Below are 22090 nucleotides of genomic sequence, written 5' to 3'. Positions count from 1 at the left end.
GAAATAGGACACAGCCCCTGGTGGGACCACCAGGGGCCGGGGCGTGGCGCCGTGACGGGCTATTCCGCGGGCTCCACGCCCGCGCGCAGCAGTCCGTACGTGTACGCGTCCTCGAGGGCCTGCCAGGAGGCGGCGATGATGTTGTCGCCGACGCCTACGGTGGACCACTCGCCGGTGCCGTCGCCGGTCGTGATCAGCACCCGGGTCGTCGAGCCAGTACCGTGCCGGCCTTCGAGGATGCGGACGCGGTAGTCGACCAGTTCCAGTTTGGCGAGCTGGGGGTAGATCCGCTCCAGGCCCACCCGCATCGCCCGGTCCAGCGCGTTGACGGGGCCGTTCCCCTCGGCGGTGGCGACGATGCGCTCGCCCTTGGCCCACAGCTTCACCGTGGCCTCGTTGGCGTGACTCCCGTCGGGCCGGTCCTCGACGATCACCCGCCAGGACTCGGTGCGGAAGTACGTGAGCGCGCGTCCTTCCGCCTCGGCGCGAAGCAGCAGCTCGAAGGAGGCGTCGGCGGCCTCGTACGTGTAGCCGCGCAGTTCGCGCTCCTTGACCCGCTCGACGACGCGGCCGACGAGCTCCCGGTCGCCGCCCAGGTCGACGCCGAGTTCCCGGCCCTTGAGCTCGACGGAGGCGCGGCCGGCCATGTCGGAGACGAGCATCCGCATGGTGTTGCCGACCTGCTCGGGGTCGATGTGCTGGTAGAGGTCGGGATCGACCTTGATCGCGGAGGCGTGCAGTCCGGCCTTGTGGGCGAAGGCGGAAACACCCACATAGGGCTGGTGGGTGGACGGCGTGAGGTTGACGACCTCGGCGATCGCGTGCGAGATCCGGGTCATCTCGCGGAGGGCGCCGGGGGGCAGCACCTGCTTGCCGTACTTCAGCTCCAGCGCGGCGGCGACCGGGAAGAGGTTGGCGTTGCCGACGCGCTCGCCGTAGCCGTTGGCCGTGCACTGGACGTGCGTCGCGCCCGCGTCGACGGCGGCGAGCGTGTTCGCCACGGCGCAGCCGGTGTCGTCCTGGGCGTGGATGCCGAGGCGGGCGCCCGTGTCGGCGAGGACGGTGGCGACCACGGCCTGGACCTGGGCGGGCAGCATGCCGCCGTTGGTGTCGCAGAGGACGACGACGTCGGCACCCGCCTCGTGGGCGGTGCGGACGACCGCCTTCGCGTAGTCGGGGTTGGCCCGGTAGCCGTCGAAGAAGTGCTCGCAGTCGACGAAGACGCGTCTGCCCTGCGAACGCAGATGGGAGACGGTGTCGCGGACCATCTCCAGGTTCTCGTCCAGGGTCGTGCGCAGCGCGAGTTCGACATGGCGGTCGTGGGACTTGGCCACCAGTGTGATCACTGGGGCTCCGGAGTCCAGCAGCGCCTTGACCTGCGGGTCCTCGGCAGCGGTCGCACCCGGGCGGCGGGTGGCGCCGAAGGCGACGAGCCGGGCGTGCCTGAAGTCGATCTCCTGGCGGGCCCGGGCGAAGAACTCCGTGTCCCGGGGGTTGGCACCCGGCCATCCGCCCTCGATGAAGCCCACGCCGAACTCGTCGAGGTGCCGGGCGATGGTCAGCTTGTCCGCGACGGTGAGGTTGATGCCCTCGCGCTGCGCTCCGTCGCGGAGCGTGGTGTCGAAGACATGGAAGCCGTCGTCGAGGACCGGGTGCCTATCGGTGTCCGTGGCCTCTGTGGTCATGGCTGTTGTGACTCCTGTCGGATGAGTGGCTCCGGAATATCTGGCTCCACTTGCCCCCGTCTTCGTGCGCCTCGGTCTCCGGCCGGGGTGGGGCCGTAAAACGAAAAAACCCCTCGCGGGTGCGAGAGGTCTGCGCGCGGGTCTGGGGCACGGTGCCGCTGCCGCGGGGGCTTGCTGTCCACGGGTCAGCGGTCACTGCGGACCGGCGCGCTGCTGCCGATAATCATGGCGAATGCGAGCACGATGGCAGTCTGCCACATATGCGCGCCAGCATGGACAGGGGTCTCAGTATGCGGGCGGTGTGAGGACCGTGGGGTGCCAGGGCCGGTTCCGGCACCCGATCGGCGGGCGGGGGGACGCCCGGCCGAGTGGTAGGGGAATCCCCATGAGCTCACAACCCCCCACGGGCCCGCCCTCAGGACCCGTCCCCCGGCCCTCCGGACCGGCACCCGGTCCCCCGCCGCCCTCGGGCTCCGGGGCTCCGCGCGGGGGCTCCCGGCGCAAGCGGGCACTGATCGCCGGGGCCGCGGCGGCGGTACTGGTGCTCGTCGTCGTGCTGGTGGTGTCGCTCGGCGGCGACGGCGACGGCGAGCGTGCCGTCCCGCCCGCGCCCACCGACACGAAGGCCGCCGAGGCGGCGGCGCACGCCGTGGCGACACGGGTGGCGCTGGCGCCCCCGGACTGGGGACCCGGTTTCGCCCAGCACAAGCCGTACGAGGTCGATCCCGCGCCGGAGTCCCTGGTACGGGAGAACTGCGAGTTCGCCAGCCGCCCCAGCCGGATCGGCACGCTGGCGTCCCTGCAGCGCAATGTGACGGAGGCGTCGTCCGGTATCGCGGGGACCTCCGAGGTGAAGGTGTTCGCCGACGAGGCCACGGCGAGGCAGTATCTCGCCGACGCCCGGGACAACATCCACCGCTGCCCCGACCAGTTCCGCGGCAAGGAACGCTGGAACGCCGTGCGCGAGGCGAGCCCGCCGCAGCTGCCGGGCTTCGACGAACTGGTCTCGGAGGAGGGCCGCCAGGTCGTCTCGGCGAACGGGGCGAAGGTGAACGACCTCTACGTCATCGCCACCGGGCGGGACGGCCGGAACATCCTCAGCGCCTATGTGGTGGGCAAGGCCGATCTTGACGCGCAGCTCCAGAGGTACGCCACGGACTCACTGCGCAAGATGCACGAGCGCCTCGAACAGCAGCCGGAGGCCGCGGCGGGGCGGTGACGGTCCGCTGCCGCCGGGCCGTGCAGACGGCGATCGCGCGGACGGGAGTCGGGCATCGGGCATCGACCGGGCACGTGGCCGGGATGCGGGGTGCCGCTTGCGGAGTGCGTACGCGGCGGCCGTACCTCCCGGACCCCCGGGCGCCGACGCGGTCCGGCGGTGACGATCGTGAAGCACCGACGCACTCGGGGCCCGTCGCGGGACGACGGGACGGCCGGACCCGTCGCGACCGGGCCGGTCGGGGCGGTCACGGCACGCAGCGGCCAAGACGGTTCCGGCTCAGGGGTGGACACCGGCGGTCCCGGGCGGTCACAGCACGCAGCGCGCAGCGCGCCGAGGACGGTTTCGGCACCACGGGTGGACACCGGCGGTCCCGGTCCGGGCGATCGACGAGATGCCGCGCCGGTCCCGTCGGGTCCGGGCCGGTCCGGCGCCGGGCCGGTCGAGTACGGCGCTCTCACTCGTCCCCGCAGGCGGGGCACGGCGCAGGGCCCGCACCCCTTCGGACGCCGCGGCCGGCGGCCGAACCTCCCGGGGGCCGTCCCGCGAGGCACCGCCGCCGACGGGCCTCCCTGCCGCCGGTGGCCTACGGGCCGGCACGCCGCCGGTGGCCGTCGCCCGCCCTCGTCCCCGCCGGCCCGGCACCGCGGAGCGGAAGGGCGTCCCTGGCCGCAGGCGCCGCGCGGACGCGGCGGCTGTCACGGCATCAGCGAGTCGGCGATGAACTCCCTCACGTGGGCCAGGACTTGGGCACGGTCGGTGCCGGGTATGCCGACGGCCACGTGGACGCTGAAGCCGTCGAGGAGGGCCCGCAGCCGCGCGGCGTAGCGGTCCGGGTCGACGGAACGGAACTCGCCCCGCGAGATGCCCTCGGCGAGCAGGGCGACGAGGTCGCGGTGCCAGGCGCCCTCGATCGCGGCCTGCCGGGCTCGGGCGTCCTCGTCGGCGTTCTGCGAGCGGTTCCAGACCTCCAGCCACAGCGTCCAGTGGGGGTCGCGGTGGCCGTCGGGGACGTACAGGTCCACGTACGCGTCGAGCCGCTCGCGGGCGGCGCCGGGCCGGGACAGCAGCGCGCTCCGCTCGGCACCGAGCCGGCCCTCGCTCCATTCCAGGGTCCGCAGCAGCAGCTCGTCCTTGGTGCGGAAGTAGTAGAGCAGATGCCCGCTGCTCATCCCGACCTCACGGCCGAGCCCGGCCATGGTCAGCCCGTCGAGCCCGTGCTCGGCGATCGTCGCCATCGCCGCGGCGAGCACCTCCTCACGGGGAGGAGCGGTGTTGCGGCGTCGGGGGCCCGGGGGAACGTTCACCCGTACGTTCTACCCGATCCCCCGGCCACCCGGGGTGGGGCCCCCGTCCGGACCGGTGGGCCCCCGTCCCGGGGCGACGCGGGCAGCGGTCAGACCTTCGGCTGCTGCTGGGTGATGCAGTGGATGCCCCCGCCGCTCGCGAAGATCGTGCGGGCGTCGACCAGGGTCACCGTGCGCTCCGGGAAGAGGCGGCGGAAGATGCCCGCCGCGATCTCGTCGTGGGGGTCGTCGAAGGAGCACAGCACCACTCCGCCGTTGCACAGGTAGTGGTTGATGTAGGAGTAGTCGACCCACTCCCCGTCCTCGTCCTCGAGAACGGTCGGCGCCGGGATCTCCACGACCTCCAGCGTGCGGCCGCGGGCGTCGGTGCTGCCGCGCAGGATCTCCGCGTAGGTCCTCGAACGCTCGTGGTCCGGGTGGGCCGGGTCCTGCTGGCTGTGGACGAGGACCACACCCGGCCGGGCGAACGCCGCGACGATGTCGACGTGGCCCTGCGTGCCGTACATGCCGTAGTCGCCGGCCAGACCGTGCGGCAGCCAGATCGCCTTGGTGGTGCCGAGCCTGGCGTGGATCTCCGCCTCGACCTGCTCGCGCGTCCAGTCGGGATTGCGCCCGGCCCCGAGCTGGACGGTGTCGGTCAGCAGGACGGTGCCCTCGCCGTCGACGTGGATCGCGCCGCCCTCGTTGACGAGCGGCGAGGAGAGGACGGGAGCGTCCGCCAGGTCGGCCACATGGCGGGCGATCTTGGAGTCGTGCTCCCAGCGCGCCCAGTCCTGGGCGCCCCAGCCGTTGAACACCCAGTCGACGGCGGCGAGGCCGCCCTCGCCGTCGGTGACGAAGGTCGGGCCGATGTCGCGCATCCACGCGTCGTCCAGCTCGCGCTCCACGATCTCGACGTCCGCGCCGAGCAGTTCGCGGGCGCCCTCGGTCTCTCCCGGGCCCACCACCATGGTGACCGGCTCGAAGCGGCGTACGGCACGGGCCACCTCGGCCCAGGCGGCGCGGGCCCCGGCGAGTTCCCCGTCGTCGGTGAAGGTCGGGTTGGGGCCGGGCCAGGCCATCCAGGTGCGCTCGTGCGGGGCCCACTCGGGCGGCATGCGGAACGTCATCACAGGTCCTTGTGGAGAGGGTTCGGAGCGGAGATCGGGGACTCGGGCGGGCTCAGAGGAAGTACAGCCGGTTGAGCGACATCGACTCGACCGGATCGGAGCGCAGGGGATCGCCGTCGAGCGTGACGAGTCCGCTGTGCGCGTCCACGGCCACGTCACCGACGCGGGAGTTGAGGCGCAGGTCCCGCGGGCCGATGCCGCGGGTGCCGCGCACCCCGACGCGTCGCCTGCGGGTGGGCAGGGTGTCGCCGCCGAGTGCCGCCGCGGCCTGGGACACGAACGCCACGGAGATCTCGGAGGGAGTCGCGCCGTGGGCACCGAACTGCGGCCCGAGGACGAGCGGTTCGCAGGTGTCGGTCGCGGCGTTCGGGTCGCCGGTCACCCCGTACGCCGGGAAGCCCGCCTTCAGCACCAGCTGCGGCTTCGCGCCGAAGAACTGCGGCTTCCACAGCACGATGTCGGCGAGCTTGCCCGTCTCGATCGAGCCGATCTCGTGCGCCAGGCCGTGGGCGATCGCGGGGTTGACGGTCAGCTTGGCCATGTAGCGCAGGACGCGCGCGTTGTCGTCGTGCGCGCCGTCGCCCTCCATGGGGCCCAGCTCGGCCTTCATCTTCCCGGCCATGGCGAAGGTGCGCCGCACGGTCTCGCCCGCACGGCCCATGCCCTGGGCGTCGGACGAGGTGATGCCGATCGCCCCGAGGTCGTGCAGCACGTCCTCGGCCCCCATCGTCCCGGCACGGATCCGGTCCCGGGCCATGGCCGCGTCGCCGGGGAGGTCGGTCTTGAGGTCGTGTACGGAGACGATCATCCCGTAGTGCTCGGCGACCGCGTCCCGCCCGAAGGGCAGTGTGGGGTTGGTGGAGGAGCCGATGACGTTCGGCACGCCCGCCATCCTGAGCACGTTCGGCACGTGTCCCCCGCCGCAGCCCTCGATGTGGAAGGCGTGGACGGTCCGGCCGTCCAGGACCTTCAGCGTGTCGTCCACGGAGAGGCATTCGTTGAGGCCGTCGCTGTGCAGGGCGACCTGGACGTCGTACTCCTCGGCCACCCGCAGGGCGGTGTCGAGCGCGCGGGTGTGGGCGCCCATGTCCTCGTGGACCTTGAAGCCGGACGCGCCGCCCTCGGCGAGCGCCTCGACGAGCGGGGCCTCGTCGGATGACGAACCGCGGGCGAGGAAGCCGATGTTGACGGGCCAGGCGTCGAAGGCCCCGAAGGCGTGCTTGAGCGCCCACGGGGAGTTGACGCCGACGCCCCAGACCGGGCCGAACTCCTGCCCGATGATCGTCGTGACGCCGGAGGCGAGCGACGCCTCCATCACCCGCGGCGAGAGCAGATGGACATGCGTGTCCACGGCCCCGGCGGTGGCGATGAGCCCTTCGCCGGACACGATCGTCGTACCGGTGCCGACGACGACGTCCACGCCGTCGAGGGTGTCCGGGTTCCCGGCACGGCCGATGCCGGCGATACGCCCCTCGCGGATGCCGATGGAGACCTTGCGGATGCCCTGGACGGCGTCGATGACGAGCACGTTGCTGATGACCACGTCGCAGGTGTCACGGACGGCGGCCGCCTTGAGGTGCAGTCCGTCACGGGCGGTCTTGCCGAAGCCCGCGAGGAACTCGTCCCCGGCCTTCTGCGAGTCGGACTCGACACGGACGACCAGGCCGGAGTCACCGAGAACCACCCGGTCCCCGGCGCGCGGGCCGTGCACGCTCGCGTACTCGTGCGGGTCGATGCCGCTCACCTGTCCTCCTCCTGCCGGCAGGGCGCCTGCTGTCGGGCCCGCGGTGCGGGGTGCTGATCGTCGGGGTCACGGGGGCCGGAACGCTGCGGAGCCGGCTCCTCCCGGTCCGCGCCACGCGGACCGGTCTCCTGCGGTCCGCTCTCCTGCGGCCCGGGGGCGCCGAGGTAGCCGCAGGCGGCCGCCCGGCGGAGGGCCTCCGCCTTCGCTCCGGGCGCGTCCAGTGGCCCGTCGACCAGGCCCGCGAAGCCGATGGCGACGCGGCCGCCGCCGATCGGCACGAGTCCGACCTCGGCCTCCTCGCCCGGGCCGAAGCGGACGGACGAGCCGGCGGGGACGCAGAGCCGCATGCCGTAGGCCGCGGACCGGTCGAAGTCGAGCCGCGGATTGGCCTCGAGGAAGTGGAAGTGGGAGGTGACGCTGACCGGTACGGCCGCGGTGTTGCGCACCGTGAGCCGCACCGCGGGCTCCGGCTCGGGGTCCGCGGGTCCGGGCAGCACGGCGCCGGGTGCCGCGTCGCCGAGACTGCCGCCGCCGATGGGGCCGGAGACGACCGCGAGCCGGGAGCCGTCGTCGAAGACGGCCTCGACATGGACCTCGGTGACGACGTCGGCGACGCCGGGGAGAACGTCCTCGGGGCCCAGCACGGAACGGGCCGCCTCGATGGCCTCGGCGAGCCGGCGGCCGTCCCGGGCCGCCTCGCAGACCGTGTCGGCGATCAGCGCGGTCGCCTCGGGGACATTGAGCTTGAGCCCTCGGGCACGCCGCGCCCGGGCCAGTTCGGCCGCGCCGAACAGCAGCAGCCGGTCCCGCTCGGTCGGGGTCAGTCGCACGTCACCACGCCTCCCTGGAGGACCGCCGGGCCCTCCCGCTGGATGCATCACTCCGGAATCCCCACGTCCGATTCCGGATGTTTGAACGACACTCTAACCGTGACTTCCGTTGACCGGAAGCATTGACGCCGAAGCGGGGCTCGGTCCACATTGAGCAGCACTCAAATGACGCCCGACGGAGCAGGAGCGCCCGATGCCGATCGAACAGCGCGGAGTCGACACCATCCCCGAAGCGGAGCGGACGAGCGGCCCGCGCGATGTGCTGGCGATCCTGCTGGGCTCCAACCTCTGCCTCGGCGTGATCGTCTTCGGCTGGCTGCCGGTCTCCTTCGGCCTGGGCCTCTGGGGCGCGGTCACCTCGGTGGTCGCGGGCACCGTCGCCGGAGTGGCGGTGACGGCACCGCTCGCGCTCGTCTCGCTGCGCACGGCGACCAATCTGTCCACGTCCAGCGGGGCGTTCTTCGGCGTGCGCGGGCGGCTGATCGGCTCGGTCGTCGGACTGCTGCTCTCCCTCGGCTACACCGCTCTGACGCTGTGGATCGGCGGCGACGTCATGACCGGCGCCCTGGCGCGGATGCTGGACCTGCCGGCCGGGGACACCACCCACGCCCTGGTCTACGGGCTGCTGGCCGCGCTCACCGTGGTCGGCGCCGTCCACGGCTACCGCCTGCTGCTGCGGTTGAGCAGGGTCCTGGCCGTCGGCATGATCGCGCTCCTCGCCCTGGGGCTCGTGGCCTATGCGCCGGCCCTGACCACCGCGGCGCCTGCGGACGCCCCTTGGCTGCTGGGCTCCTTCTGGCCCACCTGGGCCCTGTCCGCCGTGGCCGCGGGGCTCAGCGGACCGATCGCGTTCATCACGCTCCTCGGTGACTACACCCGCTACATCTCGCCCGCGCGGCACAGCCCCCGGGCCGTGCTGAACGCCACCTGTCTGGGCCTGTTCGCCGGGCTGCTGATCCCGCAGCTGTTCGGCACCTTCACCGCGCTGGCGGCCCGGGCCTCGCTCGACTACGCGGGCCCCCTGGTCGAGGCCGCCCCCGCCTGGTACGTCCTGCCGCTGCTGCTGGCCGCCGCGGCCGGCTCGGTCGGCAACGCGGGGCTGATGCTCTACTCGATGGGCCTCGACCTGGACGCGATCGTGCCCCGGGCCAGCCGTACGACGGCCACCGTGGTCGTCGCCGTCGTGGCCACGGCCTTCGTCTTCCTCGGGCACTTCGCCTGGGACGCGCGGTCGGCGATGACCTCCTTCGTGCTGCTGCTCACCGCGATCGGCACGCCCTGGGCGGTGATCACCCTCATGGGCCATCGGCGCTGCCGCGGCAGGTACGACGCCGACGCCCTCCAGGTCCACAACCGGCGCACCCGGGGCGGCGCCTACTGGTTCCGTGCCGGCTGGGAGCCCCGGGCGACGGCCGCCTGGGCAGTCGGCGCGACCGTCGGGCTCCTCGCCGTGTCGACCCCGTTCCACGAAGGCCCGCTGCTCGGCCTGACCGCGGGCGTGGACTGCAGCTTCGTACTGTCGGGCCTCGTGGGCGGTCTGGTGTACGCGGCGATCCGGCCCCGGAAGGGGCCGAACGACACCGACGGGACGGCCGACGGCGTCGCGGTCCGGGCCGAGCGGGCGGCGGCCGCGGCGCCCTGAGGGGCCTGGGGACCCGGCGACCGGCGCGGGCCCAGCCGCGCACGGCGCGGAGCCGGAGCGGTGCGCCTCGTGCCTCCCTGCACGACCGGGAAGGTCGACCGGACCGGTTCCCGGTCACGTGACGGGCATCCCACCGCCGGAAGACGTGACCGCGCGGCCCCGTACGGGGCCGCGCGGTTCACACGCCGGACGGAACCGGGTGGTCCCCTGCGCCCGAGCGGGCGGGCGGGTCAGCCGAGGTCGTGCATCCAGCCGTGCTTGTCCTCGGCCCTGCCGGTCTGGATGTCCAGGAGCGCCTTGCGCAGCTCCATGGTGACCTTGCCCGGCTCACCGTTCGACTGGGTCCACTCACCGCCGGTGGACTTGACCGTGCCGACGGGGGTGATGACGGCGGCGGTGCCGCACGCGAACACCTCGGTGAGGGTGCCGTTCTCGGTGTCGCGCTTCCACTGGTCGGTGGTGATCCTGCCCTCCTCGGACTCGTAGCCGAGGTCGCGGGCCAGCGCGAGCAGCGAGTCACGGGTGATGCCGGCGAGCAGCGATCCCGTGAGCTCGGGCGTGACGATCCGGTCCCCGTACACGAAGTACAGGTTCATCCCGCCCATCTCCTCGACGGTCCTGTGCTCCAGGGCGTCGAGCCACACGACCTGGTCGCAGCCCTTGGCGGCCGCCTCGGCCTGCGCGAGGAGGGAGGCGGCGTAGTTGCCGCCGGTCTTGGCGAAGCCCATGCCGCCGGGGACGGCGCGGACGTAGTTCTCCGACAGCCAGACGGAGACGGGCTTGACGCCCCCCGGGAAGTACGGGCCGGCCGGCGAGGCGATGACGATGAACAGGTACTCGTTGGCCGGACGGACCCCCAGGCCGACCTCGTTGGCGAACATGAACGGACGCAGGTAGAGGGACGCCTCGCCACCGTGCTGCGGCACCCATGCCTTGTCCTGCTGGACCAGGGCGTCACAGGCCTCGATGAACGTCTCGACCGGCAGCTCCGGCATGGCCAGGCGGCGGGCCGAGAGCTGGAAGCGGCGGGCGTTCGCGTCGGGCCGGAAGGTGGCGACCGAACCGTCGGGCCTGCGGTAGGCCTTCAGCCCCTCGAAGATCTCCTGCGCGTAGTGCAGGGTCATGTTGGCCGGGTCGATCGACAGCGGGGCGTACGGCGTCAGCTGGGCGTCGTGCCAGCCGCGGCCCTCCGTCCACTTGATCGTCACCATGTGATCGGTGAAGTGGCGGCCGAATCCCGGGTTGGCCAGGATCGCCTCGCGCTCCGCGTCGGACAGGGGGGTCGAGGAGGGCTTGAGCTCGATCGAGGGCGTCGTCATGTCTGCGTGTCCTTCACCGTTTGTTTGTGACGGACCGCGCTCACGTCTGTACGTCTGTTCGCCCTGCGTACGGCTGTACTAGGACGTCCGAGCTTCCCCGCATGATGCGGCCCCACGTTCGATTATCGCAGTGCGCGGGGGCCGGAGGGGAACAGCGTGGGCTGCGGCCCATGGCTTGATGGTGGCACCCGGAGGCCGCAGAGGAGAAGCCGCCGGGTGCGTGTGCGACCCGGCGGCTTCGAGGTTTCGAGAGTCGACGGGTCAGCCCGCTACTCGTACGGCGAGCGCGTCGCCGATCTCGTCGGTGGTGCGGGGGGTACCGTCCCGGTCCGCCAGGTCGGCGGCGACGGCGTCCTCGATACGGACGGCCGCGGCGTCGTGGCCGAGGTGCCGCAGGAGGAGGGCGACCGACAGGATCGTGGCCGTGGGGTCGGCCTTGCCGGTGCCGGCGATGTCGGGCGCGGAACCGTGGACGGGCTCGAACATCGACGGGAATTCACCCGCAGGGTTGATGTTCCCGGAGGCGGCCAGGCCGATACCGCCGGTCACGGCAGCGGCGAGGTCCGTGAGGATGTCACCGAAAAGGTTGTCGGTGACGATGACGTCGAATCGCTCCGGCTGGGTGACGAAGAAGATCGTCGCGGCGTCGACGTGCAGATAGTCGGTGGTGACCGCGGGGTACTCCTGGGCGACCTTGTCGAAGATCTTCTTCCACATGTGGCCCGCGTACACGAGGACGTTGTTCTTGTGAACCAGCGTCAGCTTCTTGCGGGGGCGGGCGTCGGCCCGCGCGAAAGCGTCCCGGACGACCCGCTCCACGCCGTACGCCGTGTTGACGCTCACCTCGGTGGCGACCTCCGCCGGCGTATCGGTGCGCAGGGAACCGCCGTTGCCCGTGTAGGGGCCCTCGGTGCCCTCGCGCACGACCACGAAGTCGATCTCCGGGCGGCCGGCCAGCGGGGTCGAGGTGTTCGGGAAGAGCTTCGAGGGACGCAGGTTGACGTAGTGGTCGAAGGCGAACCGCAGCTTGAGCAGCAGCCCCCGCTCCAGGACGCCGGACGGCACGGACGGGTCGCCGATCGCTCCGAGGAGGATCGCGTCGTGGTGCCGGAGGGAGTCGAGCTCCGCGTCCGGCAGGGTCTCGCCGGTGCGGTGCCAGCGCTTGGCGCCGAGGTCGTACTCCTTGGTCTCCAGCTTCACGTCCGGGGGAAGCACGGCCGAGAGGACCTTCAGGCCCTGGGCCACGACCTCCTGGCCGATGCCGTCACCGGGGATCACTGCGAGATTGAGGCTGCGAGACATATCGGCACCGTACTCCGCGTCCCACCGAATGACACTCGATGTCCATCATGCGGACGCGTCGCGTGTCCGTCCGCCGACACCCGGCACCGGCTCCCGCCCTCACGGTGGGCGGAGCCGGTACGGCCGCGGCACGCCGGGTCCACGCCCACGGCGGGCAATGCCCTCGCGGCTGGGGATGCGGGGGAGCACGGTGAGCCCCTTCGGGTTCGGTCAACGGGGCGCCGGAGCCAGGGGGCCGGCGCGGTGGGGCCGGTGACCCCCGGGCGTCACCGGCCGCTCGCACCGGTCAGTGGCCGGTCTCGCCTCCGTTGTCCCTGCGGTCGAGGGCGCGCTGCAGGGCCGCGGCGGCGTTCGCGGCGGCGCTCCTGCGGTCGGACTCGCTCACGCGGGGCGTGTGGCGGACGCGGCGACGGAGAAGGGTCTGCTCGGACATGGTCGACTCCTTGAGATCGGGAACGATCGAAGGCGCCGGAAGGGGCGGGGAGCGGGCCGCAGGGGTTGCCTGCCTCGGGGCACCGGCTCGGCCGCCATTCGCTGGATCGAGCGAGACGTTCGGCTCCTACAAAGCTAAGGGAGCCGGGCCACTCTGTCTCCACAATTAGTCGGACTTCCTACTATCTGAGACGCGATCTTGAAGACCCGCAGGTCGGAGCGGTGGCCCCGGCGGGAGTCCGAATGCCCCCGAGTGCGTCCGACGAGGCTTCAACTGGGCCGTCGGCGTCGGCGGATGACGCCTCAGAGCACGTCGCCGTCCCGCCAGTCGAAGAGCAGGGGGCTCGCCGCGGCGTCCGGGAAGCGGCACCCCGGGGCCCGGCGGAGAAAGGTGGAGTCCTCCTCGTCCGGGAGGGGGACGACGCCGCCGGGACTCAGGGCCTCGATCCGGCCGCGCCACCGTTGCCAGCCGCGGGAGCGGTACAGCTCCGCGCCGTCGTCGGAGGCCGAGAGCGCGCCGAGTTCGTACGCGCCGTCGATCACCTTCTCCAGCGCGCCCATCACCCGGCCGCCGAGGCCCTGGCGCCGGCGGTCGGCCCGAACGGCGACCGCCTCGACGTAGCCGACGCGGTACGAGCGTCCACCGTGCACCACGCGGCGCATGATGACGCTGCCGTGGGCGGCGAGGCCGTCCCGGTCACGGATGAAGGCGTGGACGCCGCCGAGCCCGTGGGACCAGTCCTCGTCGTCGAAGTCGCCGTCGAAGGCGGCGTCGAGCAGGGCGCGGATCTCCCCGAGGGCGGCTTCGGACAGCTGATGGGTGTGGGCCGTGCGGAGCGACCCGGTCGTGGTGTCCGTCATACGGGCAACTCTGTCAGGCACGGGCGGCCCGGCCCCTTCCGAGGACCGCGACGGCGTCGGGAATCCGCCACGTCCGGGGCGCAGTTGGGCACACCGCCCCTCGCGGGGCCGAGCGGCCCCGCCTCCGACCGGACCGCTCGGCCGGGGCGCCTGGCACCCCGGCCGATCCGGCCGTGCGCGACGGCCCGTACGCCGCCGCACCCGCAGCCGGCTGGACGTCGTGCGCGAGCCCGGGGCCGCCACCGCAGCGCTCCGGCGTCCGCCTCCGTAGCCGGCTCCCGGCCGCCCGGCCGTCGCGTCAGTACACGCTGACGCCGTACGCTGCGAGCGCTTCACGCACCGGCTGGTGGATCGCGGAGCCGTTCGTCCCGGTGCAGCCGCAGCTGCCCGAGTGGATGCCCAGCGCGACCACGGCACGCGGGAGACCAGGACACGGCGGTGCCCCCGGCCGGAGCGCCGGGGCACGCGGGAACGGGCACGGGGGACGCGGGGGTGTGAGCTCGGAAGCACGCGAGCGCGGGGGAAGGCCGGCGGAACCCGTTCCCCGGCCGGGGCCGGGGGCTTCGGCCCGAGGACCGTCCGCGGCGGGGGCCCGGGGCGGAACGGCTAGCGCGAGGTCGCCTTCTCCAGCTGGTGCGCGACCCGCCCCACCCAGTCGGTGAACTCCTCGCGGCGGTGCGCCCCGCCACCGCACAACGCGGCGACCTGCGGATCCGTGATCCTGTCCGGTCCCGCCGCCTCCAGCAGGCGGTGCAGCTCCTTCGTCACGGAAGCGAGTCGCTGCGCGTCGGGATGCTCGATGGCGTCGACCCCGTGGCCGGGGCCGAGGGTGGTGGAACCAGGCATGGCGTGCCTCCTCGCGCGGGCCCCCTCCCCAGCAGCCTAAGCCCGCCTCCGGCCGGGCGCCGGACGTGAGCCGCCCCCGGCCGGTCTGTGGGGGACCGGCGGGGGGCGGTGTTCACGGAGCCGGGCCGTGCGGCCCGGCGGGGGGCGTCAGCCCATGTGCGGGTAGCCGTACTCGGTCGGCGGAACCAGCGTCTCCTTGATCGCGCGGGTCAGGGTCCAGCGCATCAGGTTCTGCGGGGCACCCGCCTTGTCGTTGGTGCCGGAGGCACGGCCGCCGCCGAAGGGCTGCTGGCCGACCACGGCACCGGTCGACTTGTCGTTGATGTAGAAGTTGCCCGCGGCGTAGCGGAGCTTGTCCATCGTGTACGCGGTCGCCGCACGGTCACCGGAGATGACCGAGCCGGTCAGCGCGTACGCCGACACCGACTCCATCTGCTCCAGCATCTCCTCGTACTTGTCGTCCTCGTAGACGTGCACGGCGAGGAACGGGCCGAAGTACTCGGTCGTGAAGACCTCGTTCGAAGGGTCCGTGCACTCGACGACCGTCGGGCGCACGAAGTAGCCGACGGAGTCGTCGTACGTACCGCCGGCGACGATCGTGCAGGTCGGGTCCTCCTTCGCGCGGTCGATCGCGGCCTTGTTCTTGGCGAAGGCGCGCTCGTCGATGACGGCGCCGATGAAGTTCGTCAGGTCGGTGACGTCACCCATCCTGATGCCGTCGACCTCGGCGGCGAACTCCTCCTTGAAGCCCGAGTTCCAGATGGAGGCCGGGATGTACGCGCGCGAGGACGCGGAGCACTTCTGGCCCTGGAACTCGAAGGACCCGCGGGTCAGCGCGGTCTTCAGGATCGCGCGGTCGGCGCTCGGGTGCGCGACGACGAAGTCCTTGCCGCCCGTCTCGCCGACGATGCGCGGGTAGGAGCGGTACTTCTCGATGTTGTTGCCGACCGTCTTCCACAGGTGCTGGAAGGTCTTGGTCGAGCCGGTGAAGTGGATACCGGCCAGGTCGGGGTGGTTCAGCGCGACCTCGGAGACGGCGATGCCGTCGCCCGTGACCAGGTTGATGACGCCCTTGGGCAGACCGGCCTCCTCCAGCAGCTCCATGAGCAGCACGGCGGCGTGGGTCTGGGTGGGGGACGGCTTCCAGACCACCACGTTGCCCATCAGGGCCGGGGCGGTGGGCAGGTTGCCGGCGATGGCCGTGAAGTTGAACGGCGTGATCGCGTAGACGAAGCCCTCCAGCGGGCGGTGGTCCAGCCGGTTCCAGACGCCCGGGGAGTTGGCCGGCGGCTGCTCGGCCAGGATCTGGCGGGCGTAGGCGACGTTGAACCGCCAGAAGTCGATGAGCTCGCAGGGCGTGTCGATCTCGGCCTGCTGCGCCGTCTTCGACTGGCCCAGCATCGTCGAGGCGGCCAGGGTCTCGCGCCAGGGGCCGGACAGCAGCTCGGCGGCGCGCAGGATGATCGCGGCGCGGTCGTCGAACGACATCGCGCGCCACGCCGGGGCGGCGGCGAGGGCCGCGTCGATCGCGTCCTGGGCGTCCTGCTGGGTCGCACCCCGGAAGGTGCCGATGACGGCCTGGTGGTTGTGCGGCTGGACGACCTTGAACTCCTCGCCGCCACCCATGCGCTTCTCACCGTTGATGGTCATCGGGAGGTCGATGGGGTTCTCGGCCAGCTCCTTGAGCTTGGCCTCCAGCCGGGCGCGCTCGGCCGATCCGGGCGCGTAGCCGTGCACCGGCTCGTTGACGGGGGTGGGGACCTGGGTCACAGCGTCCATGAGTTCCGTAACTCCTTGGTGAGAGAGGTGGGAGGGCTCAGTCCTGGGGCCCTGTGGTCAGTTCTTGGTGATCATCGACCGCACGAAGAACAGCAGGTTGGCCGGCTTCTCGGCGAGACGGCGCATGAAGTAGCCGTACCAGTCGGTCCCGTACGCCGTGTACACCCGCATCCGGTGGCCCTCGGCCGCCAGCCGCAGGTGCTCGTCGCTCCGGATCCCGTACAGCATCTGGAACTCGTACTCGTCCAGTTTGCGCCCGGCGCGGCGCGCGAGCTCCTGGCTGACGGAGATCAGTCGCGGGTCGTGGGACCCGATCATCGGGTAGCCCTCGCCCTCCATCAGGATCTTCAGGATGCGGACGTACGCCTTGTCGATCTCGGCCTTGTCCTGGTGGGCGACGGAGGCGGGCTCCTTGTACGCGCCCTTCACGATACGCACGCGGCTGCCGTCGGCGGCGAGGCGGCGGGCGTCCTCCTCGGTGCGGAAGAGGTAGGCCTGGATCACGCAGCCGGTCTGCGGGAAGTCCTTCCTCAGCTCCTGGTGGATGGCGAACATCGAGTCCAGGGTGGTGTGGTCCTCGGCGTCCAGGGTGACCGTGGTGCCGATCGCGGCAGCGGCCTCGACGACCGGGCGGACGTTCTCGAGGGCCAGCTCGTGACCGCCCTCGAGGGACTGGCCGAACATGGACAGCTTGACCGACATCTCGGCCCTGGTGCCCAGGTCCAGGGGCTCGAGGTGCTCGATGAGCCGCAGATAGGCGTCGCGCGCGGCGGTGGCCTGCTCACGGGTGGTGATGTCCTCGCCCACCACGTCCAGCGTGACCTCGAGGCCCCTGCCCGTGAGATCGGCGACGATCGGGATGACCTGGTCGACCGTCTCACCGGGGATGAAGCGGTCGACGACCGGCTTCGTCATCGGCGCGGCCGAGACGAGACGACGCATCCTGTCGCTGCGCGACGCGGCGAGGATCACGGGACCCAGCACGGGGCACCTCCACGGAACACGGGTAGCAGGGGGCCGGAACCGACTGCGCGGTGTACGGCACGGATAACCACCGTGAAACCTAAATATCGCTCCGGAGGCGGGCCATCGACAGCTGTCACGCATCCAGCCGCGCCTCTTCAGACATTTGTCTGAAGAGGTGTCCGTCCGATGGGAGAATGTCCGGGTGAAGGGCGATTACCAGGAACTGGTGGACGAGATATCGGGACTGCTGGGCGTCCCGGCGACCCTGGAGAACCGGGATTTCGAACTGATCGCCTTCGGCGCGCACGACAGCGACGACGACAGCGCCATGGACCCGGTGCGCACCCGCTCGATCCTCACCAGGAAGTCCACCCCCGCGGTGCGGTCCTGGTTCGAGGGCTTCGGGATCACCCGGGCGACCGGTCCCGTGCGGATCCCCGCGGCACCCGAGGCCGGTGTCTTCCGGGACCGGATCTGTCTGCCCGTCCGCCATCGCGGGATCGTCCTCGGCTACGTGTGGCTGCTCGACGCCCGGCCCGGGCCGACGGCCGCACAGCTGGCCTCGGCCATGCAGGTGACCGACCGGATCGGGGCCCTGCTCGCCGACGAGGAACGGGCGGGCACGGATCTCTCCCGGGAGTTCCGCGCCGTGCTCACCGCCGAGCGCGGCTGGCAGTACGACATGGCCCTCGCGGCGCTCCGCACGGCGCTCGGACCGGCCGCCGAGGGGCTGCACACGGTGGTGTGCGTGGCGCCGTGGTCCTCCGGGGACGCCCCGTCGGCCCGGGCCGTCGTCGGGGCGTCGGCCCTGTGCACGGTGCCCTGGCCCTGGCCGGCCGGGGCCGCCGCACGGCGCCCGCCGGACGCCCCGGCGCCGCACGCGGGCACGGGCGCCCCCGCCCGCCCCGGCGAGCGGGGCCACGGCCCCACGGCCTCGCCCGGCAGGACCAGGAAGAGCGGTCGCGGCGCACCCGCACCGGACGAGGACCCTCGTACCGTCGCGGGTACGGCCGACGGGTACGACGCGGACGGGCACGCCCTCGCCGTGCTGGTGCGGCTGCGCGCCGCCGACGTGCTCGCGCCCGCGCGCACCGCTGCCGGGCGGCTCGCGGACGCCGCCGGATCCGGTGCGGCGGGCATCGCCCTCCCCCGCCGGGGCACGGGCGACCTCGCGGTCTCCTGGCGGGAGGCCGCCTCCGCGGCCCGCGCCGTCCTCGCCGAGCCCGGGCTCGGTCCGGTCGCCGACTGGGCCTCGATCGGCCCGTACCGGATGCTGACCGCGCTCTCCCCGGGCCTCTCCCCCGACCCCTCGACGGCGATCCTGCTCGCGCCGGCGCACGCCGAACTCGCCCGTACCGCCGAGGTGTTCCTCGACTGCGCCGGTCAGGCGGGCCGTGCGGCCTCCGCCCTGGGCATCCACCGCCAGACCCTCTACTACCGCCTCTCCCGGGTGGAGCGGCTCACCGGGCTTGATCTCGACGAGGGCGAGGACCGCCTGCTGCTGCACATGGCGCTGAAGGCCGCCCGGCTGTGACCCGGGGCCGCGGAGAGCGGGGCCATGGCCAGGGGACTGCTCCCCGTCAGGACTCTGACCTGCAGAAACGCTCCTCCCGGAGGGTCGCGTCCCCCTTCGGGTGAACGGTGCATGGCGGTGATCGGGGCAGGGCAGCTTGATCGCGTCCTCCCGTCGCCCAGGGACGGGTTCCTCCACCGCACTCCGGGAATCGCCATGCTCCGCAGGATCGTCCTGTCCGCAGCCGCGCTCGCCGTCCTCTCCCCCGCGCTGCTCCCCGCCCCGGCCGGCGCGGCCCCCGTCGCTCCCGCCGCCCCCGGCCAGGTCTGCTTCTGGACCGGGGCCGGACAGCACGGCAACGGGTGGTGCTACAGCCCACCGGGCTACCGGGACGTCCCGGCCTTCCTGCACGACAAGGCCGCGTCGTTCCGCTCCGACGTCAACCGCGACCTGTACGCGATCGACTGGGCCCGCGGCACCTGCTACGCCCGGCTGATCCGCGCCTACGACCACAGCGACAACTGGTCCTGGGGATCGCGGATCGACGGCGTCGCCGACACCGACCAGGGCTGCGAGGCCGGCTGAGCCGTGCGTGCCCTGCGAACCGCGTGCACCGCCGTCGCGGCCCTCGTTCTTGCGGGCTGCGCCGCCGAGTCGTCCCCGCCGGCCGCCCGCCCACCGGCGACGGAGCGGGAACAGGACGCCCTCGTCCGATACGCCCAGCGGGTCCTCGTCGACCGCTGTCTGGCCGGGCAGGGCCTCGACGCGGCGAGGAAACCCTCGTCACGAGAGGAGGGCCGACGGCTCCAGAGCGCGCTCTTCGGCGCCGGTCCCACGGAACTGTCCCTCATCCTGCCCACCGGTCACACCGTTCGCGCCCACACCGACGGATGTCTGGCCGCGGCCCGGCACGCTCTCTACGGCGACCAGCGCACCTGGTTCCGCGCGGAGGTGACCGTCAACAACCTGAGCGCCGAGGCCGCGGCGCGGATGCGGGCCGACCCGGCCCACCGCGCGGTCCACGTCCGGTACACCCGCTGTCTGGACTCGGCTTCCCGAACGCCCGCCACGGAACGGTCCGTTGAAGGACGGTGCGCCCGTGAGAGCGGGCTCGCCGCCACGGAGGCCCGGCTGCGACCCGTCCGGCTCGCCGAGGTCCGCTCCCTGCGGCGCGGCCAACTGACCACCTACACGCGGCTGCGCACCCGCGCACTGCACCGCGCGGCGGAAATCTCCGCCGCGCACGACCAAGGGTTCACCCCAGAGAAAGGTTCCGCATCGCCATGACCGTGAAGCGCACCCTCGCCACCGCGGCGACCGCCGTCCTCCTGCTGACCGGCGGACTCGCCGCGGCCGCCGCACCGGCCGGCGCCGCCGAATGCCCGAGCGGCGAGTTCTGCGCCTGGGAGAACGCCGACTTCACCGGCCAGCGCGCCAACTGGTCGGGGGACGACCACTGGTGGGAGAGCTGGATCGCGGACGAGGACTCGTCGTGGGCGAACCACGGCATCTCCGGCCCGGGCATCAAGGACCACGTCAAGGTGTACTCGAGTGCCAACCTGGGCGGGCACATGACGATCTGTCTGGCACCGGGCCAGGAGGTCAACTACAACGGCGCCGCCAACGACGACGGTGACTCGCACACCTGGGCGATGGGCTGCTGACCCACCACCCGGCGGTGTGCCCCCCGCGCCCGGGCGCGGGGGGCACCCGGCTGCCCGAACGGGATCCGGCACCACGCGCACCCGTCCCCGGACACCCGGGGCGGGCGTTCGGGGACGGGTGCGGGATGCGTACGGAGCGGGCCTCAGTCGGTCAGGTTCACCGAACGGGCCGACGTGGCGCCGATCTCCTCGGCGATCTCGTTCAGCACGTTCTGCGGCACGGTGTCGTCGACGGTGAGCACGACCAGCGCCTCGCCGCCCTCCTCCTGACGCGAGACCTGCATACCGGCGATGTTGAGTCCGGCCTCGCCCAGGATGCGGCCGACGGTGCCGACGACACCCGGGCGGTCCTCGTAACGCGCGACGACCATGTGGTCGGCCAGCGCCAGGTCGATGTCGTAGTCGCCGACGGCGACGATCTTCTGCAGGTGCTTGGGCCCGGCCAGGGTGCCGGAGACGGCGATCTCCTCACCGCCCGACAGCGTGCCGCGGACCGTCACCACGTTGCGGTGGTCCGGGGACTCCGAGCTGGTGGTGAGCCGGACCTCGACGCCGCGCTCCTGCGCGAACAGCGGGGCGTTCACGTACGACACGGTCTCGTCGATGACGTCCTCGAACACGCCCTTCAGCGCGGAGAGTTCGAGCACCTTCACATCGTGCTGGGTGATCTCGCCGTACACCTCGACGTCGAGCCGGACCGCGACCTCGCCCGCCAGCGCGGTGAAGATCCGGCCGAGCTTCTCGGCGAGCGGCAGACCCGGGCGGACGTCCTCGGCGATGACGCCGCCCTGGACGTTGACCGCGTCCGGCACCAGCTCACCTGCGAGCGCGAGTCGGACGGACTTGGCGACCGCGATACCGGCCTTCTCCTGGGCCTCGTCCGTGGACGCGCCGAGGTGCGGGGTGCAGACGACCTGGTCGAACTGGAAGAGCGGGGAGTCCGTGCACGGCTCCTTCGCGTACACGTCGAGACCCGCGCCCGCGACCCGGCCCTCCTTGAGCGCGCTGGCCAGTGCCTCCTCGTCGACGATCCCGCCGCGCGCGGCGTTCACGATGCGGACGGTCGGCTTCACCCTGTGCAGCGCCTCGTCGCCGATGAGGCCGATGGTCTCGGGCGTCTTGGGGAGGTGGACGGTGATGAAGTCGGCGACCTCGAGCAGCTCGTCCAGCGAGAGCAGCTTGACGCCCATCTGCGCGGCACGCGCGGGCTGCACGTAGGGGTCGTAGGCGACGATCTTCATGCCGAAGGCGGACATCCGCTGGGCCACCAGCACCCCGATGCGGCCGAGACCGACGACGCCGAGGATCTTCTCGCTGAGCTCCACGCCCGTGTACTTCGAGCGCTTCCACTCGCCGTTCTTCAGCGCGGTGTTGGCCTGCGGGATGTTGCGTGCGGTGGCGACGATCAGACCGCAGGCGAGCTCGGCGGCGGTCACGATGTTGGACGTCGGCGCGTTGACGACCATGACACCGGCCTTGGTGGCCGCGGAGACGTCCACGTTGTCGAGACCGACACCGGCGCGGGCGACGACCTTGAGCTTCCTTGCGGCGGCGACCGCCTCCGCGTCGACCTTGGTCGCGGACCGCACCAGGACGGCGTCGACGTCGGCGATGGCGGGGATCAGCTCGGCGCGGTCCGCGCCGTTGCAGTGCCGGATCTCGAAGTCCGGACCGAGCGCGTCCACGGTGGCGGGCGACAGCTCTTCGGCAATGAGTACAACGGGTTTACGGGGCGCAGTGCTCACGTGAGTCCTCACTGGTCCAATGCGGACGGCCGTCCCGACGGCCGCTGGCGGTGGAGGGGCTAGCCGCGTGGAAGACGCACGACGCTGTGGGCCTGACCTGACGCGTATGTACTGACCACTCTAGTGG

General features: G+C 72.4%; 19 protein-coding genes and 1 pseudogene. 6 read left to right on the top strand and 14 right to left on the bottom strand.

Features of this window, described 5'->3' with window-relative positions:
• Window positions 1-59: 59 nt before the first annotated feature.
• Window positions 60-1685 carry a citramalate synthase gene (cimA, locus tag QRN89_RS24750; RefSeq protein WP_290351579.1) on the bottom strand — a complete coding sequence of 542 codons (1626 nt, stop codon included), beginning with the start codon at window positions 1683-1685 and terminating at the stop codon, window positions 60-62.
• Between the two features lie 385 nt (window positions 1686-2070).
• On the opposite strand from cimA, the gene QRN89_RS24745 reads away from it, so the two are divergent.
• Entirely contained in the window at window positions 2071-2904 is an 834-nt protein-coding gene (locus QRN89_RS24745) for a hypothetical protein (protein WP_290351578.1), read from the top strand.
• A 698-nt stretch (window positions 2905-3602) separates the two neighbouring features.
• Here the strand turns inward: QRN89_RS24745 and QRN89_RS24740 are convergent.
• The 4 genes from QRN89_RS24740 to ureA form a co-directional block, all read right to left on the bottom strand.
• A complete protein-coding gene (locus QRN89_RS24740; RefSeq protein WP_290353849.1) occupies window positions 3603-4142 on the bottom strand; it encodes a TetR/AcrR family transcriptional regulator in 540 nt (179 codons plus the stop codon).
• Window positions 4143-4300: 158 nt separating this feature from the next.
• Window positions 4301-5320, bottom strand: coding sequence for an agmatine deiminase family protein (locus QRN89_RS24735; protein WP_290351577.1), 1020 nt, complete (start codon window positions 5318-5320; stop codon window positions 4301-4303).
• Window positions 5321-5372: 52 nt separating this feature from the next.
• Window positions 5373-7064, bottom strand: coding sequence for an urease subunit alpha (locus tag QRN89_RS24730; protein WP_290351576.1), 1692 nt, complete (start codon window positions 7062-7064; stop codon window positions 5373-5375).
• Window positions 7061-7894, bottom strand: coding sequence for an urease subunit gamma (gene ureA / locus QRN89_RS24725; protein WP_290351574.1), 834 nt, complete (start codon window positions 7892-7894; stop codon window positions 7061-7063). Before ureA ends, QRN89_RS24730 begins: the two co-directional genes overlap by 4 nt.
• 193 nt (window positions 7895-8087) lie before the next feature.
• On the opposite strand from ureA, the gene QRN89_RS24720 reads away from it, so the two are divergent.
• Complete coding sequence (locus tag QRN89_RS24720) at window positions 8088-9536, top strand: cytosine permease (protein ID WP_290351573.1); 1449 nt, start codon at window positions 8088-8090, stop codon at window positions 9534-9536.
• Window positions 9537-9766: 230 nt separating this feature from the next.
• On the opposite strand, the gene QRN89_RS24715 is transcribed toward QRN89_RS24720, so the two are convergent.
• The 8 genes and pseudogenes from QRN89_RS24715 to QRN89_RS24680 form a co-directional block, all read right to left on the bottom strand.
• Complete coding sequence (locus tag QRN89_RS24715; protein ID WP_290351572.1) at window positions 9767-10855, bottom strand: branched-chain amino acid aminotransferase; 1089 nt, start codon at window positions 10853-10855, stop codon at window positions 9767-9769.
• Window positions 10856-11116: 261 nt separating this feature from the next.
• Window positions 11117-12157, bottom strand: coding sequence for a 3-isopropylmalate dehydrogenase (locus QRN89_RS24710; RefSeq protein WP_290351571.1), 1041 nt, complete (start codon window positions 12155-12157; stop codon window positions 11117-11119).
• Window positions 12158-12443: 286 nt separating this feature from the next.
• A complete protein-coding gene (locus QRN89_RS24705) occupies window positions 12444-12590 on the bottom strand; it encodes a hypothetical protein (RefSeq protein ID WP_167745991.1) in 147 nt (48 codons plus the stop codon).
• 302 nt (window positions 12591-12892) lie between these two features.
• A complete protein-coding gene (locus tag QRN89_RS24700; protein ID WP_290351570.1) occupies window positions 12893-13450 on the bottom strand; it encodes a GNAT family N-acetyltransferase in 558 nt (185 codons plus the stop codon).
• A gap of 298 nt (window positions 13451-13748) precedes the next feature.
• Window positions 13749-13859 (bottom strand): annotated as a pseudogene (locus QRN89_RS24695) (S1 family peptidase); the annotation flags it as partial.
• 197 nt (window positions 13860-14056) lie between these two features.
• The gene (locus tag QRN89_RS24690; protein ID WP_290351569.1) at window positions 14057-14296 is read right to left on the bottom strand and encodes a hypothetical protein; all 240 of its coding nucleotides are present in this window, start codon (window positions 14294-14296) and stop codon (window positions 14057-14059) included.
• A gap of 147 nt (window positions 14297-14443) precedes the next feature.
• Window positions 14444-16075, bottom strand: a complete 1632-nt coding sequence (gene pruA, locus QRN89_RS24685) for an L-glutamate gamma-semialdehyde dehydrogenase (protein WP_290351568.1) — start codon at window positions 16073-16075, stop codon at window positions 14444-14446.
• 57 nt (window positions 16076-16132) lie between these two features.
• Entirely contained in the window at window positions 16133-17059 is a 927-nt protein-coding gene (locus QRN89_RS24680; protein WP_290351567.1) for a proline dehydrogenase family protein, read from the bottom strand.
• 184 nt (window positions 17060-17243) lie between these two features.
• Here QRN89_RS24680 and QRN89_RS24675 point away from each other — a divergent pair, with 184 nt between their 5' ends.
• The 4 genes from QRN89_RS24675 to QRN89_RS24660 all read left to right on the top strand — a co-directional run bounded on the left by QRN89_RS24675 (window position 17244) and on the right by QRN89_RS24660 (window position 20218).
• Window positions 17244-18575, top strand: a complete 1332-nt coding sequence (locus QRN89_RS24675; protein ID WP_290351566.1) for a PucR family transcriptional regulator — start codon at window positions 17244-17246, stop codon at window positions 18573-18575.
• A gap of 195 nt (window positions 18576-18770) precedes the next feature.
• The gene (locus QRN89_RS24670; protein ID WP_290351565.1) at window positions 18771-19139 is read left to right on the top strand and encodes a hypothetical protein; all 369 of its coding nucleotides are present in this window, start codon (window positions 18771-18773) and stop codon (window positions 19137-19139) included.
• 3 nt (window positions 19140-19142) lie between these two features.
• Entirely contained in the window at window positions 19143-19841 is a 699-nt protein-coding gene (locus QRN89_RS24665; RefSeq protein WP_290351564.1) for a hypothetical protein, read from the top strand.
• A complete protein-coding gene (locus QRN89_RS24660) occupies window positions 19838-20218 on the top strand; it encodes a peptidase inhibitor family I36 protein (RefSeq protein ID WP_290351563.1) in 381 nt (126 codons plus the stop codon). Before QRN89_RS24665 ends, QRN89_RS24660 begins: the two co-directional genes overlap by 4 nt.
• Before the next feature lie 143 nt (window positions 20219-20361).
• Here the strand turns inward: QRN89_RS24660 and serA are convergent, their stop codons facing one another.
• On the bottom strand, window positions 20362-21963 hold the full coding sequence (serA, locus tag QRN89_RS24655) for a phosphoglycerate dehydrogenase (RefSeq protein WP_290351562.1): 1602 nt from the start codon (window positions 21961-21963) through the stop codon (window positions 20362-20364).
• Between the last annotated feature and the right edge of the window lie 127 nt (window positions 21964-22090).

The organism is Streptomyces sp. HUAS CB01 (genome assembly GCF_030406905.1).
In the GTDB taxonomy this organism is placed as follows: domain Bacteria; phylum Actinomycetota; class Actinomycetes; order Streptomycetales; family Streptomycetaceae; genus Streptomyces; species Streptomyces chengbuensis.
This window is presented reverse-complemented; position numbering and strand designations above follow the sequence as displayed.